Source organism: Gemmata algarum (assembly GCF_034097035.1).
Lineage (GTDB): Bacteria > Planctomycetota > Planctomycetia > Gemmatales > Gemmataceae > Gemmata > Gemmata algarum.
In genome coordinates, this window is the sequence record NZ_JAXBLV010000227.1 from 19,707 (window position 1) to 35,692 (window position 15,986).

Sequence of the window (15,986 nt, forward strand, 5' to 3'; positions counted from 1 at the left end):
GTCACGCCGTTGAATGAAGAGGAAGCTTATCCGCCCCGATCTGGTGAGTCACGGACAAAAAACATAACGAATGCTGACGCGGTCGGCGCAGTCAATGGGCACAATAAAAGCATCTCATTGCCGAATGCTTTTATCAATCGCACTACTCCTCCGCGCACGCGGCATCGTCAGGATTTGCCGGTCGCCCGGGCGGTGGGATAGTCTCGACTCGTTGAGGGCGGGCGGCTGGTGGACTTACGTTCCAGGCGAAATCGTTCGAGCGCCGGCCGCGCCGAATGCCCGTCCGCGGTGCGGATGGGCTTTTCTTTTTCCGCCGCTAGAACAGCCACTCCTCCGTTTCTTTCTGTGTAAGGGCCTTGCGCCATGTCCGTTACCGCTTCCGACCCGTGGTTCCAGACCCTGTTCGCCGAACGGATCGGCGGGGCCAACTACGGCAAGGGAACCGACATCTACAAGTTCGAGAAGATCAAGCGCGCGAAGCGGAAGGCGCTCGCCGATCACCCCGAGCGCAAGCTGCTCGACTTCGGCATCGGCGAGAACGACGACATGGCCGACGTCAGCGTCCGCGAGGCGCTGACCCGCGAGGCCAACAAGGTCGAGAACCGCGGGTACGCGGACAACGGCATCCAGAACTACAAGGACGCCGCGGCCGAGTTCATGCAGCGGCAGTTCGGCGTCACCCTCGACCCGGTGACGGAGATCTGCCACTGCATCGGCTCCAAGCCGGCGTACGCCATGCTCCCGGCGGTGTTCATCAACCCCGCCGACGTGACGCTGATGACCGTCCCGGGGTACCCGGTCGCGGGCACCTGGACCCGCTACCTCGGCGGCGAGGTCGTGCGCCTGCCCCTCCTGGAGAAGAACGGGTTCTTCCCGGACCTCGACGGCATCCCCGCCGACGTGCGCAAGCGGGCCAAGCTGCTCGTCATCAACTACCCGAACTCGCCGACCGGCGCGGTCGCGACGAAGGACTTCTACAAGCGGGTGATCGAGTTCGCCCACGCGAACCAGATCGTCATCGTGCAGGACGCCGCGCACATCCTCCTGAGCTACAAGGAGCCGCCGCTCAGCTTCCTGCAAGTGGACGGCGCGAAGGAGGTGGGCGTTGAGGTCCACTCGATGTCGAAGGGGTTCAACATGATCGGCTGGCGGCTCGGCTTCGTCGCCGGGCACCCGAAGATCGTGCAGGCCTACGCGGACGTAAAGGACAACAGCGACAGCGGTCAGTTCATGGCTGTCCAGCACGCGGCGGCCCAGGCGCTGCGCACCGCCGAGATCCCGGTCCAGGTGCGCACCAAGTACCAGCGGCGGCTCGAAAAGCTGGTGGCGGCGCTGAAGCAGGTGGGGTTCAAGTGCGAGATGCCGGGCGGCACGTACTTCCTCTACGCCGCGGCGCCCAAGGCGGCCGGCGACATCGCCTTCGGGAACGCCGAGGCGGCGTCGCAGTACCTGATCCACGAGCAGAGCGTGTGCTGCGTGCCGTGGGACGACGCGGGCGCGTACCTGCGGTTCTCGGTCACCTACATCGCCAAGGACGAGGCGGAAGAGGACGCGCTCATGGCCGAGACGGTGGCCCGGCTGAAGGGCATGAACCTGAAGTTCTGAGCGAGCGCCAATGTTCGGCGTCGGCGACACGGTTCCACTAACCGACGTGTTCGGACGGTACATTAGTTCCGTCCGGATTGACGACGTTTCGCCAGAGTGGGTGAGCGGTGATTTCACCCCCGGGCCGCAGTTTGGCGAGGTCGCATCGTTATTCGCCGAGTTCGAGCAACTGGTGAACGATCAGGTGTTCAGCCTCCTCGATTCCGTAATGGATTCGATCGCCGCACTGGGGCTCCGTTCACCTGACGGAACCGCTCTTCGCGACATCCAGATTTACCCTGCCGCGCGGAACGCGAACTGGCGTCCCGTGGGCTACCGCCGGTAATGCGGCACCGGCTTCTCGTGGCGCCCTACATGCCCCCAGTTGCCGCCAACGCCCTCGCGCGAGTGGCACACGCGCTTCGGCTGCTGCTCGCGGCCGGGGCCGACGCGAACCGGCCGGACCGTGAGGGCGTCACCCCGCTCGGTCACGCCCGGCGGGTGCTCGATCGGGTGCGGCTTGAAGACGAGGTGCTGGGCGCGTTCGCTTCCGCCGCGGGCCGCCCGTTCGACGGGGGGCGGGGCGACCGGCGCGTGGCCGAAGAAGTGCTCCGGCTGCTCGGCGCGCCGCGGCCGGGGTAGTGCCGGCTTCACGCGAATTTCACCCGGTGGGCGCCGACGCCCCGTATCACATCCGGAACCACCCGCCCGCCCCGAGGACCGTCCGTGTCCGACCCCACTCCGCCTGAGCACCGCGGACTGACCGGCTTTTTGGCCCGCGGGCCGCTCTGGCGGCTCACGGTGTACGCCATCGCGGTCGCGTTCTGCACGTACTTCTGCATGTACGCGTTCCGCAAGCCGTTCGACGCCGCCAAGTTCTACGTCACCGACGCGAACGGGAGCGTGGTCCGCGAGCCGGTGTTCGGCCCCGACGGGAACCCCAAGACGGAGAAGCAGACGGCCGCCGACGGCACCGAGACCGAGGTGCAGAAGACCAACCCGGTCGCCCTCAAGTACCTGGGGACCCGGCTCGACCTCAAGACGATGTGCGTCATCGCCCAGGTCATCGGCTACTGCCTGTCGAAGTACCTCGGGACCAAGATCTGTTCCGAAACCCCGGCGAACCGCCGCGCGCACCTGCTCGTCGGGCTGATCCTGTTCGCGGAGGGGGCACTGCTGCTCTTCGCGAACCTCCCCCCGGCCCTGAAGCCGCTGGCGATGCTCCTGAACGGGCTGCCGCTCGGGATGGTGTGGGGGCTGTGCGTCCGGTACCTCGAAGGGCGCCGGGCGAGCGAGGTGATGGTCGCCGGCCTGAGCTGCTCGTATATCGTGGCCGGGGCCGCGACCCGCGACATCGCCCGCGACATCGTGATGGGCGCGTGGGGGGTGTCCGAGTCGTGGATGCCGGTCGCCACCGGGCTGCTGTTCCTCGGGCCGTTCGTCCTCGCGGTGCTGCTGCTGGACCGGCTCCCGCCCCCTTCGGCGGCCGACGTCGCGCTCCGGTCCGAGCGCGTGACGATGGACCGCCGGCAGCGGCGCGCGTTCCTGGCCCACTTCGGGATCGGGTTCGGGATGCTGCTGGTCGCGTACCTGTTTCTGACGGCGCTGCGCGACTTCCGCGACCACTACGGGGCCGAGATCTTTGACGCGCTCGGGCTGGGGTCGAAGCGCGCCATCTTCACCCGGACCGAGCTGTGGGCGATGTTCGGCGTGATCGTCGCGGTCGCGGTGCTGAACCTCGTCGCGAACCACCGGCGGGCGCTGATCGCGGTGTACGGGGTCATCGTGGGCGGGTTCGCGCTGATCGGGGGCGCCACAGTAGCGTTTCAGGCAGGGGCCATTTCGGGCTACTGGTGGATGGCCGCGGTCGGGCTCGGGATGTACCTCGCGTACGTGCCGTTCGGGGCGGTGCTGTTCGAGCGGATGATGGCCGCGAGCCGGTTCAACGGCACCGCCGTGTTCGCGATCCAGCTCGCCGACGGCGTCGGGTACACCGGTTCGGTGCTCGTCCAACTTTACCGCGACCTCGCGGCCGGACAGTTCAACCGGCTGGAGTTCTTCGTGCCGTATGCGATCGTCGCCTCCACGGTCGGCGTGCTGCTGATGACCGCGAGCGGGGTGCTGGTCGTGCGTACCGCGGCCCGGGGCCACGTGCCGCAAGGGGGAGCTGCGACGTGATCCGCTCGGCCATTTTCGACGGCCCGCACCTCCCCCTCCGCGTCGAGGCGTCCGACCGGCCCGCGCTCCGACCCGGCGAGGCCCTGGTGCGCGTGTCGCTGTGTACCGTGTGCGGAAGCGACCTCCACACCTTCCTCGGTCGCCGGAAGGAAAAGACCCCGTGTGTGCTCGGGCACGAGCCCGTCGGGGTGGTCGAGGAGGTGGCCGGTGAGGTTCTCGCCGTCGGCGGCGAACCGGTGCGGGTCGGCGATCGGGTGGTGTGGTCGGTCGCGGTGTCGTGCGGGGCGTGCTTCTTCTGCACCCACGGACTGCCGCAGAAGTGCGAGTCGTTGCGAAAGTACGGCCACGAGCCGGTCACCCCGCAGTGCGGGCCGCTCGGCGGGTTGTCCACGCACTGCCACCTGCTGGGCGGCACCGCCATTGTGAAGGTGCCCGCGAACCTGCCGGACGGAGTCGCGGCGCCGGCGGGGTGCGCGACTGCCACCGTCGCCGCGATGCTGCGGGCGGCGGGGAAGAACCTCTCCCCCCCGCCCTTCCCGGATGACGGGGAGAGCGGTTCCTGCGTCGTTCTCGGGCTCGGGATGCTCGGTCTGACCGCCTGCGCCTGGGCCGAGGCGCTCGGGATCACCGCAATCGCGTGCGACGTGAGCGACGCGCGGCTCGCGCAGGCGGCCCGGTTCGGCGCACGCCACCTCGCGAAACCCGACGCGCTCGCGGATCTGGTGAAATCGGTCACGCACGGCCGCGGGGCCGACACGGCGCTCGAGCTGAGCGGCGCGCCGGAGGCGGCGCGGGTTTCGTTAGAGGTGCTGCGGGTGGGCGGCACGGCGGTCTGGGCCGGCGCGGTGTTCCCCACGGACCCGGTGCCGGTGCTCCCGGAACAGGTGATCCGCCGGTGCCTCACCGTGACCGGCGTTCACAACTACGCCCCCCCGGATCTGGACGCGGCGGTGCAGTTCCTGGCCGCGAACCACGTGCGGTTCCCGTTCGCAGAATTGGTGGCCAAATCGTTCCCGCTCGCGGACGTGAACGGCGCGTTCCGGTTCGCCGAGGCCGAGCGCCCGGTGCGGGTCGCGGTGGTGTGCGACTGATCCGCCGGGTACAATTCTCATCGCAACACGCTCTCCGTTTCGGGTGCCGTACCGCGCACAGGCGCCGGCGCCCCAGAACCGAGAGCTTGGCACCGCCAGCGCCGGCACCACTCGCTTTGACACCGAGGTTCCGCCATGTCTACTCGCCCCTGGGCCGGGTTGCTCACGCTCGGTTTTTTCGTCCTCGTCGGCTCCGGCCCGATCAGCGCGCAGCCCGAGCCGCCCAAGACCGGCACCGCACCGCTCGAAGCGCCGAAGGCCGACGACGCGGACCGGCTCCTCATCGATTTCGTGACCGGCCCGGGCACGTTCAGCGAGAAGGCGTTCACCAAGGGCGAGTACAAGCACGCCCGGACCGCGTTCACCAAGTACTTCGAGGCCAAGCACGGCCCGGCCATGCGGTCCGCACTCGGCGCAGACGCGGATTCCCTCTTCGCATGGCTCGACAAGAACCGCGAGGTGAAGGAAACGCTGCTCACCGCCATCGACCCCGCGTTCGACGACCCGGGGAAGGCGATCCGTGTGTTCCGCGAGCTGTGGCAGGCCGACCCCGAGGCGGTGCGCAAGAGCGACGAACTGGCGACCGCCGTTTCGGTCGTGTGGGACGACCCGCGGGCGCCCTACGACTACCGCGGGCATCAAGTGCGCACCCGCAGCGTGCTGCCCGACGGGGTCATGAAGGTCGGGGCGCTGGACAACTTCAAATACGTCCTCGACCGCCAGTCGCGGCTGAAGGGGCCGCAGACACAGCTCCCGTGGGAGTTCCTCGTCCACGTGGTGAACAACCGCACGCCGGTCGCCGAGCGCGACTGGGCGGTCGGCAAGTACCTGCCGCGCCGGTCCGGGATCGGCACCGTCTACAAGGACATCGTGTACGACACCGAGATGCTCCGGACGCAGTCGCGGGTGTGCAAGCTGAACGACAAGCCGTACACGCTGGAGAGCATCCTGAAGCACGGCGGGGTGTGCGCGATGCAGGCGGACTTCGCCGCGCGGGTCGGCAAATCGCTCCTGGTGCCGGCGGAGTACGTGGGCGGGGAGGCCAACTCCGGCGTGCTGCACGCGTGGGTGATGTGGGTCGAGGTGAAGGCCGTTCAGAAAGAGGCCGTGACGTTCACGCTCGAATCGTTCGGGCGCTACCAGGGCGATCACTACTACGTCGGCACGCTCCGGGACCCGCGCTCCGGGAAGCAGACGACCGACCGCGAGCTGGAGCGCCGGCTCACCGCGGTCGGCAACGCGCCGCTGAGCAGCCGGCACGCGGACCTGCTCATGCGCGCGTTCCCGCTGGTGCGCGACGCCAAGCAGTTGACCACGAAACAGCAGCTCGCGTACCTGAACAAGGTGCTGGCGGTGTACCCGATGAGCGGGGAGGCGTGGCTCGAACTGGCGGCCCTGCACCGCGACGGCAAGCTGACCGACGCCCAGGAGGCCACCCGCCTCGTGAACCAGGCGGCCACGGTGTTCGCGAAGTTCCCGGACTTCTCGTGGCAGCTCGTGGACGAACTGCTCACACCGCAGAAGGACAAACAGTACCGCACCCAGATGTTCCTGAAGCTCGCGACCGCCTACGAGAACCTCGGGCGCCCGGACCTGGCGTGTGAGGCCCGGCTGATGCTGGTCGATTACCAGACCGACGCGAAGGAGCACAAGAAGGCGTTCGACGGGCTGGCGCTCACGGTGCGCAAGTTCCCGGACGAGGGCCGGTACGTGCCGCGGATGGTCACCCGCATGCAGGAGGTGTCGAAGGACATCAAGGGCGGCGACGCGCTGATGACCAAGTTCTGGCTGGAGATCCTGCCGAAGGTGCCGCCGCGCCGCGGGGACGAGGTGAGCGCGTACTGCGTGAAACTGCACGAGCAGGCGGTGGCGTACCTGAAGGAGGCGAACCGCTCGAAGGAAGCGGCACAGGTGGAGCAGAGCCTCGCGAAGGTGAAAGGCGGCAAGTAGACGTGTCGTCGGACCTGGAATCGCTGCTGGCCGCGGTCGTCGCCGATCCGGACGACGACACGGCCCGGCTCGCCTACGCCGACTGCCTTCAGGAGCACGGGAACGAACCCCGCGCGGCGTTCATCCGTCTCCAGGTGCAAGCGGAGCATTTGCACCCGCACTCGAACGCCCGTGCCGCCCTGGAGGCACAGGCGCAGGTGCTGTTCGAGCGCCACTGGGTCGAGTGGTGGGGTGAGGTGTGCGTGGCCGTCGGGTTACCAACCAGCGGCCCGCCCGGCTACCGCGCGGCGGTGGGCGCCGCACTCGTGCCCCGACGGTCGCCCGGCGACGGTGCCCTACCCCGTGACCAGTGCCCGATCACCTTTCGCCGCGGGTTCCCGGAGGCGGTGGCCATTCCGGCCCTTTCGGCCGGTTCGGAGCTGTGCGGTTCGTACCTCGCACGGTGGTCGTCCGTCTCACCGCTAACGGAACTGATCGTGGTCGGCCCGGCTAACGACCCGCGCTACCAGTGGCCCGAGGGGGAACACCTCCGCACCGTGCGGCGCCTCCAGATCCGCCAGCACAGCGTCGATACGCTCCGCGCCGCACGCGACTCCCCGCACCTCGGCGCGCTCGAGCACCTGACTCTGCACGCGAGTTGGGCGATTCAGCCGGCCGTCGTGGCGGGTTCGCTCGCGTTCGAGGTCGCCGCCGCGCACGCCCCGCGCCTGCGGCACCTCTCGGCGCGGATCCGGCCGAACCGCGTCGCAGAGATGTTCGCTCGCGCCGAACCGTTCGCGGCTCTGGAATCGCTCGACCTGGAACTCTTTTCGCCGCCGTGGTACGAGAGCGATCAGGCGGAACCGCTACGGACCTTCGTCGAGTCACGGCACGTGTCCGGGGTGCGTCGATTGGCATTTCACATGTTGGACAACTCCGACGACCTTGCGCCGTTGCTCCAATCGCGCGCCTGGGGCCGCCTCCGTGCCTTGGACATCGATTTCGGAAACGCGCGGAACCGGTTCGGTGTGCTCCGCCGGGGCAACGATCTCACAGGCCTCAGAGAGCTTCGCCTCGCCGGCGTCTACCTCACTGCTGAAGCGGTACGCGACCTTGCCGCCGCGCCACTGCTCAAGCGCGTGAAGCACTTCGCCCTGTTCGGCGCGTACGAGAACGGCCGGGCACTACTGCCGCTTGTGGACGCCGTCGATGCGGACCGGGTCGAGACGTTCGCGATCGGAATTCCGCACTTCCCGGAGAGGGCCGCGAACGCGCTTCGGGCGAAGCTCGGCGACCGCGTGCGGTTCCTGGAGAGCTGACTCACGCCGCGATGCGAAAGGGGCCGATCACCGTCGCGCTGGGGTCCCGCGCCAGGCTCGCCAGCTCGCGCCGGGCCTGCATCAGCACCAGACTGACGGACGACTCCGGCCCCAACTTCTCGATCATCAGTGACAGGTACTCGGCCGCCCAGCGGGCCTCCGAGATGTCGATGGCAACGGCTTCGGGGAGCAGAACGGACGGGTTGGTAACGATCATGGCCAAGAACCTCCTTGTTCTTCAGCAATCACACAAACCGAATTATGGGGCGCCCCGCACACACGATTCAACCCCAATATTTTCGCGCCTATGTCCTGCAGGGCTGTGGAAAGTTTCACAGTGGTGAAGTGAGGAGGTTGATCGCTTCGTGGAATCGGGCGGTCAACCTTCAGTACGGCTCGCGCGTGGTTGCCGGCTCCGACCCGTGCAACGCGATGGACGCCCACGTTGCGTAACGCGGCGAGCACCTGCGGCGCGGAACCGGCCCGTGCCTATTGTGCACCGACTCGAGTGCTCAACAACCGGAGCCGGACGAGTCGCTCCACGAGCAAGCGGTTGCAGCGGCGGCGCAGCGAAGTCGCGGAGCAAACGTTCGGGCGCGTATGCGAAACGGGCGGGAGTCGTCGGAGCCATGTGCGCGGGTTGGTGAACGTGACCAAGCGGTACCTCATGGCGGTGGCCGCTCACAACCTGGGCCGAATCCTGCGGAAGTTGACGGGGGTGGGGAGCCGCGCGTTGCACGGGGTGGGTGGGCCTTTTGGGGGCCGCCGACCGCTCTGGTGGGGGCGAAGAACGGGTTGTGGACGACCGTGGTGGAGTTGGGGACGCGAATCCGGTCACGGACGGAGCCGCCACGCCGCCGGAGGTCGTTGCGGGAAAAGTGGGAGTACTTCAACGGGCGGCTAGGGCTTACCGGCGCGTCGGGAGCAGGTCGCGCACACGCCTGATTCACTTGTCCGTCGTCATGCCGATCAACTCCAGTGCCGCCTTCGCGGCGTTGCGAACCTTCTCGTCCGGGTCCGTCTTGGCCATCGACTTTAACCGGCTGCGGATGGCGGTGTCGCCGACGATTGCCCGTGTGTTCGTTTGCAGCCGCTTCACATCGAACGCCGCGCCGCGCAAAGCGGCGTGCGGCGGCGCTTCATCGGCCGGCCCGGCCATTCGGCCCAGGTGGTCCGCCGTCAGCCGCCGGGTGCGGGCGTCCGTTTCCGCCAAGAGTTTCAGGAAGGCGTCCCGGGTGCCCGTCGCCGACTCCTGCACGCGGTCCTCCATCATCGTCGTCACCCCCACGGCTCCGATCCGGTACCCAGTGCGCTTCGACTTTTCTGGCTCCGTTGCCGTCATCGGTAGCGCGGGCAAGTTGGCCACGTCGTCTTGATGCCGCAAGGCGTTGCCGAAGAACTCGGCGACATCCTTCGTAATCTGGAACTGGGTGTAGGCCGCCACCCGTCGGACCTCCAGTTCCGGGTCAGTCGTCGCCTTGAGGATCAGTCGCGCGACGGCGGGCTGTTGGTCCAGGATCTTCCGTGATGCCGTATCGCGGGTGAAGTTGTTGACCAGAACGACGCCGTCCACCCGGCAGTGCGGGTCCGGTGACCGGAGGAGGCGGGCGATGGTGGGAAGAAGGGCTGGCGGTGGCGGCTTGAACTCGTGCAGCGCGGCGATCGCGTAATACGGTACGTGCCGGACCTCGGGGTACTCAGGGTCCGGCTCCCGGTCGAACAGGGCGTCGAAAACCACTTGCGGGCACGCCACCTTGTTCGCCCTGGCGATACGGCCGAGCGCGTACACGGCGTACCCGCGCACCTCCGGGGATTGATCGAAGGCGGCCACGTCTTCCAGCGGCTTGAGCGCTTTGGCCACGGTCGGCTCGTTGGCATGCTTGACGAACCACGCTGCCGCCGCTTTCCGCACATCAAAGGCGCTCGACTCCGCGAGGGCGGTGAGCTTTTCGGCCACCAACGCGGCCGTGATCGGGGCCGGGCGTTCCTGCAGCGCTTCACTGAGGAGCAGGAGCAGCGGGAGCAATGCCGGTAACACGTCTGTCACCCGGGGAAATGCGGAACGGGACGCAGAACCGATGATACGGCAACCCTCGACCGGCACGGAGGGCGAACCCGCTGGGCCTGTTCGCGGGCGAATCGAACCGCCGGCTTCACCCGGCCCGCCGTGTCCCACCACGACCTGACCGAACGGCGGGTTCGCGCAACGACACGGGCCGGGATCACTCCCGGCCCGCTCGCGTTCCCGTGGCGTTCACTTCTCGACCTGGGGCGTGGAGCGCTCACGGCACCGCCGGGCGAATTCGCTCCCCGAGCGGTACTGAACTCCGTCTGGCGGGGTTGTCGCAGCCAGTACCGCTCGGGGAGCGAATTCGCCCGAAAGCGGTGCTGGAACAGCGCTCCCCGCGCGGCGTGCGAAGGCAGAAGCTCGGACGACGCAACATCGTCCTGTCGCAGAGCGACGAGCTAAACGGGTCACGAGAACGGGGTGATGGTAGCCGAGGTGGGGGCGGCGTGCAAGCGCCCAAGGCGGTCTTCCGGAAGACCGCCTTGGGCAGGTACGTTCGGAACCGATGCCGCGCGTCCATGCGCGCCCCCACTCGCTAACCGGTTCGAGGGCACCATTTCACCCGCCCGAAATAATTGGCCACATCCCCCGACGGCGACACACTACTTGAGTGAAGTCGCTGCCCCGCTCGACACGAGGGCCACGGATGCCCGTTTCGCTCCTCAAGCTCTGCCCGCCCGCCGAAGGGCTGACCCCGGACGCCGAACTGCTCGGCCGGTTCGCTGCCACGCGGGACGAGGCCGCGTTTACCGAACTCGTTCGCCGGCACGGGCCGATCGTGTACCGCGCGTGCCGGCGGCTGGTCCCGGGGCACGCCGACGACGCGTTCCAGGCCGTGTTCCTGATCCTTGCTCGACAGTTCGCGACTGTGCGCAAACCTGCGGCGGTCGGGAGCTGGCTCGTCGGGACGGCCGGGCGCGTCGCCCGACAGATGCGTAAGGCGGAACACCGCCGCACGCGGTGCGAGCGGCAGGCCGGGCGCGATGAGGCCCAGGTCGCGCCGCCCGATGTCGGCGAGCTGGCATCGGCGCTCGAAGACGAAATCGCCCGACTGCCGGACGAACTTCGCGACCCGGTGGTGCTCTGCTGGGTCGGCGGGCGCACCTACGAGCAGGCGACGATCGACCTCGGTACCAGCGCGCGGACGCTGCGGCGAAAACTGGACCGGGCGCGGGCGGTCCTTCGCGCGCGACTGGCGCGCCGCGGGATCGTTCCGGCCGTAGCGGCCGCGCTCGTCGCGGGTCCGAGCGAGGCGGCCGTGGCGGTGCCGGCCGCGCTCGTCGCGCGGACGGTGTCGGTGATGTTTCAATTCCTCGACGGCGGCGCGCCGCACACAGCGGCGGTCGCAGTTGCGAAAGGAGTCGTGGACGGCATGGCCAAGCTCAAGGTGTCCGTCGCGATGGCGACCGCGGCGGCGGTTCTCGTGTGCCTCGGGGTCGTATGGTCCCAGGATCAACCGGTTCCTCCTGGACCTCCGACGCCCGCCGGGGCGGGGCATTCTGCGGTCCTGGCGTTGGCCGGCGCACCCGGCGCTCCGGAGGTAGAACCGGAGCGCATCCCGGCGCGCGACGTGAACCGGACCGAGTCCAAGACCGCCAACTTCGTGGTCCACGCCCCGACTCCGATGATGGCGCGGGTCATCGCGGCGGAGGCCGAGCACCACCGGCGCGCGATCGCGCTGGCGTGGCTCGGCCAAGAACTTCCGCCGTGGCCGAAGCCGTGTGTGATCCGGTTCACCCCGGGCGGCTCGAGCGGCGGGGCCACCGGGTTGAAGTTCGGGACGAACAACAACGGCGAGCCGGCCCTGGCGACGGCCGAGATGGAGGTCCGGGGGGATTTCCTACTCGTGCTCGCGTCCACGCTGCCGCACGAGGTCACACACACGGTCTTCGCCTCCTACTTCGGCAAGGCGCTCCCGCGGTGGGCCGACGAAGGCGTCGCCGTCATGTCTGAATCCGACGACGAGCAGTTGAACCATGACACGCGCGCACGTGAACTGCTCGGCTCCGGGCGGGGGATCCGCCTCAAGGTGCTGTTCCGTCTGACCGAGTACCCGCGGGACATGGTCGTCCTGTTCGCGCAGGGGCACTCCGTGGCGCGGTTCCTGGCGAGCGCACCGGCGGCCGGAACGCCCGTGCTCAAGGACATCCCGAATCTTGACCGATTGTTTCGGAACCCGGGAGCGGACGGGCGCCGCCGGTTGGTCGCGTTCCTCCAATTGGGCACGGACGGCAACACGGCCGAGTCGTGGGACAAGGCCGCCAAGGCGGTGTACGGGTACGGGTCGATGGACGCGCTGGAGGAGGCGTGGCTCGAGTGGCTCGCCAAGCCGGAAAACGTACTGACGCGGAAGGACACGACGCCCCGCCCGGCACCGGTGCCAAAGCCCGGCGGCGAACTGATTCCACCGGTTCAATTCCCGGTCGCGCCGGGCCGTCCGTAATCCGTTGTCGAGTCGCGTGTTGGTGAGTGCCCCGGTCGCCCTTGCGGGTACAGGGGCACTCACTGCCGCGGTACGACGGGCGCATCCGCGGTGCCGGGTGGGTACGTTCGGCGCGAGAGGACCGGGCCGCAGCGCATGACCGAATCTGCAAGAAACTCCAGCAGCCCGGCCTGATGACAATTTTGCCGAACGGAGTTCGACGAATCGTCGGAGATTTCCGCGGACGACCTCGCGGACCGCGTGAACGATCAATGTTGGAATGAATCTTCCCGCAATTTCGACCGATCCTGATTCACAATGTGGCTTTACATCACGGCAGCTGCGACCCCGCCGCCGCTCGGTCACGGGCGGCGGTGGCTACCGCCGTGTCATGGCAGCGGGCGCACGCCGCCCGCCTGCCCATATTGGCCCGGGTCGGGCAGATCATATAATCTTGAGAATCGACAAGGCGACCCGGTCGCCGGCGAACACCGAAAAGGGCCGCCGGTCCTTGCGGACCGCGTCGCTTGCCCGGAGCCACTCCGCCGAGGCCCGCTGATGGCGTCTTCGCCGACCAACGACCCGCCGCTCCCGCCGATCAAACTCGATGTTCTCGCCGCCGGGCTGAGCTACCTCGTCCCGGGGCTGGGCCAAATCTATCAGGGGCGAGTGGGTAAGGGGCTGCTCTTCTTCGGCGGGCTGTACCTGCTGTTCTTCTACGGCATGTGGATGGGCAACTGGCGCAACGTCTGGTTGCCCGACACCGAAGACCTGCCGGACGTGCAGTTCCTCGGGGCCAACATGCCCGGCCCGGCGAAGGCCATCTCCCACCGGTGGCAGTTCCTCGGCCAGGTCTGGATCGGCGCGGCCGCGTGGCCCGGCGTGTACCAGTACGCGGTGTTCGACAAGACCAAGGACGTCGGTCCCGTGTTCGGTAAGTTCCAGCGCATGCCCGACGAGCGAGAGCTGAACGACCTCCAGCGGAACGGCAACAAGCGCTGGGACCTGGGCTGGGTGTACACCGTGATCGCCGGCGTGCTGAACCTGCTGGTGATCTACGACGCGTTCGCGGGACCGATGTTCCGCGAACCGCCCCCGGATTGGGTCGCGCACGGCAGCGAAACGGCCGCCGCGACCGCTGCGCCCCCGGTCGTGCCGCCCGCTCCGCCGGTCGTCTCGCCCGCTCCGATCGCCGCTGCGGCCAACGAAGGAGGCACGCCGTGAACCTTCCGCTTCTGGCCGTGAGCATCTACTGGGACCTGCCCGTGCTGCTGGTGGTGGTGAGCCTCGTGTACGCGGCCACCCGCCACGACCGCTGGGACAAGATCATCCACGAGGCCACCGGGTGGGGGCTGCGGATCACGCTGTTCCTCGTGGGCATCGGTGTCGTGCTGTACCTGCTCTCGACCTATCTGTAACGCCGCAACTCGTCAGACGGGCGTGGAAGCGGTTTGTCGCGTTTGTTGGTTGTGGGCTCCCTGCCGGTGGACGCAGACGGCGGAGCGCGGTGCCACCGAGACGCGGGGTGCGGGTAACCACACCGCGCCCTCACCCGCCCCGCGCGGTCATCTGGAATGCGGCTGATCCGTATCCGCCCCTTCTTCCAACGCCTGGGCGCGTCATTTCGTCGTCAGAATCTTGATACGGTGAGCCGGTCGTCATGGTCCCCGCACGCCTTCCCGTCGGGCGCCCGCCAGCGGTTACGAGGTCGCGATTCGGTTGCGGCCAGGACGACGACCGGCGCCGGTCGCCGGAGGCGGACTTCAGCCACCGCCTCGTGACGCCGGTCGATCTCAACGAGGTGACGGCCCTGCCCATGTCCATTCCCGCCTCACCCCACGCGCGTTGATCACGGTCCGGTTGCCGGCGCCGGGTTCGGGACCGCGTGGGGTGCTCCGTGGGCGCACGGCTCATCGTCGTCGCGCCGCGGGAGCCGACTTCGCTTGCGGAGGTTGTTCAACCCGTGGAGGACGTCGAACTCGCGGCGCTCGCCGACCCGGGCGCGAACCAGTTCGAGGAACTCGGCCCGGAGTTCGGGATCACACAGGATGCGATCGACCGAACAGTCGACCGGATGGGACTTCAGCATCACGCGATACGTCTCGATCAGAACCGGTTCCATGTCGCGGCTCCGTGAGGGCGGTTCCGCGAGTTGTTCCGGCCGGGCGGGCGGAGTTCGACGAAAAACTTCGCCGCCAGCTCCCGACCATCCGGGGTAGGCGGCCGTGGAGGCGCTGTACTTCGGACCGGGTCGCTGGCTTAAGCATTTAGTCTGGAAAAGACATCACTTCCCCCCCGGCGCGGGTCGCTAACGCGGGTAGGATGTCGTTGGCTGAATATAAGATGAACCGCACACTACCGTCTCCGAGTACAAAATGCCCACCACCCGGATGGAGGCTCCAAAAGCGTAAAAAGTCACAGTAGCCGTCCACCTTCCCCGGCGCGAAACCGTTACCCGTCGCCGGGCAATCTGAAAATGTTGGGCTCGTCAGAATCTCTCTCGCACCAAGGAGCATCTCGCACGAACCATCTTTGTCCTGCCCCCACCCTGCGTACCACCAGCCCATCGTCAGGTCGGCGCTCGGTGGCCGCTCCCCGACCGCGAGCGTGTTGCTTAACCCGTCACGAACGTCTCCAAACCTGACCGCGGAATCGGCAAAGAGCAACCCGTCGTGGCTGCGCTGGTTGGTGCCCTCGACCCCGACGTAGGTTGTCAGGCCGACATGGAACGGACCGAACTGCTTCGCCTCAGCACACCGCTCGTCGGTCGAACATGCATAGAGTGGGATGACTTGTCCGAGTACCGGAAAATGAGGTTGAGATTCGAAGAACGGATTCTGTTGAAATGCGGACAGGCTCATCGCCCACAGCGGCGCCTGCTCGACGTAAGGCAGGAGGCGCGTTAGCCAACTCATGTGCGGATACTTGGATCGACCCCCGTCCCAACTCACGCCCGGCGGCAGGCTCGCATTGGTGTCGTGGTACTGGTGTAAGGCGATTCCGAGTTGCCGGAGGTTGTTCTTACAGCGGGCTGCGGTCGCCGCCCCCCGGACCTTTTGCACCGCTGGCAGAAGCAATCCGATGAGGATAAGCACGATCGCAATTACGACAAGCACCTCGATCAATGTTGCGGCGCTTCGCGCCGAGCGTGAGGCCGTCATGCTACCTCCAGAATCAGTCGCATCTTCGATGCCATTCGTGCGATTTTTCATGTGTCGCCTCCCCATCGCGTGCTGGGGAGGGCAATCCACATATTGAACAGGTAGACGTGAGGCGGTCGAGTTTAGATACCGGTAAATGCTATCTCGTTACGATTTTCCCACTTTCACACACGGCATTGGATGCAGAGTTACCGACCGCTTGCTGCTCGCTCACTTTTATTTTGGGCTCTCCGT

The 15,986-nt window shown here is 67.6% G+C and carries 15 protein-coding genes; 11 read left to right on the forward strand and 4 right to left on the reverse strand.

Features of this window, described 5'->3' with window-relative positions:
• Positions 1-363 precede the first annotated feature (363 nt).
• From R5W23_RS28190 to R5W23_RS28220, 7 genes are all read left to right on the forward strand, one after another.
• On the forward strand, positions 364-1,605 hold the full coding sequence (locus tag R5W23_RS28190) for an LL-diaminopimelate aminotransferase (protein ID WP_320689257.1): 1,242 nt from the start codon (positions 364-366) through the stop codon (positions 1,603-1,605).
• 10 nt (positions 1,606-1,615) lie between these two features.
• Complete coding sequence (locus tag R5W23_RS28195) at positions 1,616-1,930, forward strand: hypothetical protein (protein ID WP_320689258.1); 315 nt, start codon at positions 1,616-1,618, stop codon at positions 1,928-1,930.
• Positions 1,931-1,959: 29 nt separating this feature from the next.
• Entirely contained in the window at positions 1,960-2,226 is a 267-nt protein-coding gene (locus R5W23_RS28200) for a hypothetical protein (protein WP_320689259.1), read from the forward strand.
• Positions 2,227-2,310: 84 nt separating this feature from the next.
• The gene (locus R5W23_RS28205) at positions 2,311-3,762 is read left to right on the forward strand and encodes a DUF5690 family protein (RefSeq protein WP_261187317.1); all 1,452 of its coding nucleotides are present in this window, start codon (positions 2,311-2,313) and stop codon (positions 3,760-3,762) included.
• Positions 3,759-4,853 (forward strand): zinc-binding dehydrogenase, encoded by a 1,095-nt coding sequence (locus R5W23_RS28210; protein ID WP_320689260.1) that lies wholly within the window; start codon positions 3,759-3,761, stop codon positions 4,851-4,853. The genes R5W23_RS28205 and R5W23_RS28210 overlap by 4 nt, the downstream gene beginning before the upstream one ends.
• Before the next feature lie 135 nt (positions 4,854-4,988).
• Positions 4,989-6,803: a tetratricopeptide repeat protein gene (locus R5W23_RS28215; RefSeq protein ID WP_320689261.1), complete on the forward strand. Its 1,815-nt coding sequence runs from the start codon at positions 4,989-4,991 to the stop codon at positions 6,801-6,803.
• Positions 6,804-6,805: 2 nt separating this feature from the next.
• Positions 6,806-8,101: a TIGR02996 domain-containing protein gene (locus tag R5W23_RS28220; protein WP_320689262.1), complete on the forward strand. Its 1,296-nt coding sequence runs from the start codon at positions 6,806-6,808 to the stop codon at positions 8,099-8,101.
• 1 nt (position 8,102) lies between these two features.
• Here R5W23_RS28220 and R5W23_RS28225 read toward each other — a convergent pair whose 3' ends face one another.
• Positions 8,103-8,318, reverse strand: coding sequence for a hypothetical protein (locus R5W23_RS28225; protein ID WP_261187322.1), 216 nt, complete (start codon positions 8,316-8,318; stop codon positions 8,103-8,105).
• Between the two features lie 291 nt (positions 8,319-8,609).
• On the opposite strand from R5W23_RS28225, the gene R5W23_RS32815 reads away from it, so the two are divergent.
• Positions 8,610-9,005 carry a transposase gene (locus R5W23_RS32815; protein ID WP_407936172.1) on the forward strand — a complete coding sequence of 132 codons (396 nt, stop codon included), beginning with the start codon at positions 8,610-8,612 and terminating at the stop codon, positions 9,003-9,005.
• Positions 9,006-9,047: 42 nt separating this feature from the next.
• On the opposite strand, the gene R5W23_RS28230 is transcribed toward R5W23_RS32815, so the two are convergent.
• On the reverse strand, positions 9,048-10,139 hold the full coding sequence (locus R5W23_RS28230; protein WP_320689263.1) for a HEAT repeat domain-containing protein: 1,092 nt from the start codon (positions 10,137-10,139) through the stop codon (positions 9,048-9,050).
• A gap of 676 nt (positions 10,140-10,815) precedes the next feature.
• Between R5W23_RS28230 and R5W23_RS28235 the strand changes: the two genes are divergently transcribed.
• The 3 genes from R5W23_RS28235 (at position 10,816) to R5W23_RS28245 (ending at position 14,009) form a co-directional block, all read left to right on the forward strand.
• Positions 10,816-12,612 carry an RNA polymerase sigma factor gene (locus tag R5W23_RS28235; protein WP_320689264.1) on the forward strand — a complete coding sequence of 599 codons (1,797 nt, stop codon included), beginning with the start codon at positions 10,816-10,818 and terminating at the stop codon, positions 12,610-12,612.
• Positions 12,613-13,149: 537 nt separating this feature from the next.
• On the forward strand, positions 13,150-13,815 hold the full coding sequence (locus R5W23_RS28240) for a DUF6677 family protein (RefSeq protein ID WP_320689265.1): 666 nt from the start codon (positions 13,150-13,152) through the stop codon (positions 13,813-13,815).
• Positions 13,812-14,009, forward strand: coding sequence for a hypothetical protein (locus tag R5W23_RS28245; RefSeq protein ID WP_261190694.1), 198 nt, complete (start codon positions 13,812-13,814; stop codon positions 14,007-14,009). Before R5W23_RS28240 ends, R5W23_RS28245 begins: the two co-directional genes overlap by 4 nt.
• Positions 14,010-14,440: 431 nt before the next feature.
• Here R5W23_RS28245 and R5W23_RS28250 read toward each other — a convergent pair whose 3' ends face one another.
• Positions 14,441-14,713 carry a hypothetical protein gene (locus R5W23_RS28250; RefSeq protein ID WP_320689266.1) on the reverse strand — a complete coding sequence of 91 codons (273 nt, stop codon included), beginning with the start codon at positions 14,711-14,713 and terminating at the stop codon, positions 14,441-14,443.
• Between the two features lie 145 nt (positions 14,714-14,858).
• The gene (locus tag R5W23_RS28255; protein WP_320689267.1) at positions 14,859-15,803 is read right to left on the reverse strand and encodes a DUF1559 domain-containing protein; all 945 of its coding nucleotides are present in this window, start codon (positions 15,801-15,803) and stop codon (positions 14,859-14,861) included.
• Positions 15,804-15,986 lie beyond the last annotated feature (183 nt).

Excerpts from the sequence above, each read along its gene's own strand:
- R5W23_RS28215 (WP_320689261.1), top strand. The coding sequence starts at position 4,989 with ATGTCTACTCGCCCCTGGGCCGGGTTGCTCACGCTCGGTTTTTTCGTC.
- R5W23_RS28225 (WP_261187322.1), bottom strand. The coding sequence starts at position 8,318 with ATGATCGTTACCAACCCGTCCGTTCTGCTCCCCGAAGCCGTTGCCATC.
- R5W23_RS28195 (WP_320689258.1), top strand. The coding sequence starts at position 1,616 with ATGTTCGGCGTCGGCGACACGGTTCCACTAACCGACGTGTTCGGACGG.
- R5W23_RS28255 (WP_320689267.1), bottom strand. The coding sequence starts at position 15,803 with ATGAAAAATCGCACGAATGGCATCGAAGATGCGACTGATTCTGGAGGT.
- R5W23_RS28235 (WP_320689264.1), top strand. The coding sequence starts at position 10,816 with ATGCCCGTTTCGCTCCTCAAGCTCTGCCCGCCCGCCGAAGGGCTGACC.
- R5W23_RS28250 (WP_320689266.1), bottom strand. The coding sequence starts at position 14,713 with ATGGAACCGGTTCTGATCGAGACGTATCGCGTGATGCTGAAGTCCCAT.
- R5W23_RS28190 (WP_320689257.1), top strand. The coding sequence starts at position 364 with ATGTCCGTTACCGCTTCCGACCCGTGGTTCCAGACCCTGTTCGCCGAA.
- R5W23_RS28240 (WP_320689265.1), top strand. The coding sequence starts at position 13,150 with ATGGCGTCTTCGCCGACCAACGACCCGCCGCTCCCGCCGATCAAACTC.
- R5W23_RS28200 (WP_320689259.1), top strand. The coding sequence starts at position 1,960 with ATGCCCCCAGTTGCCGCCAACGCCCTCGCGCGAGTGGCACACGCGCTT.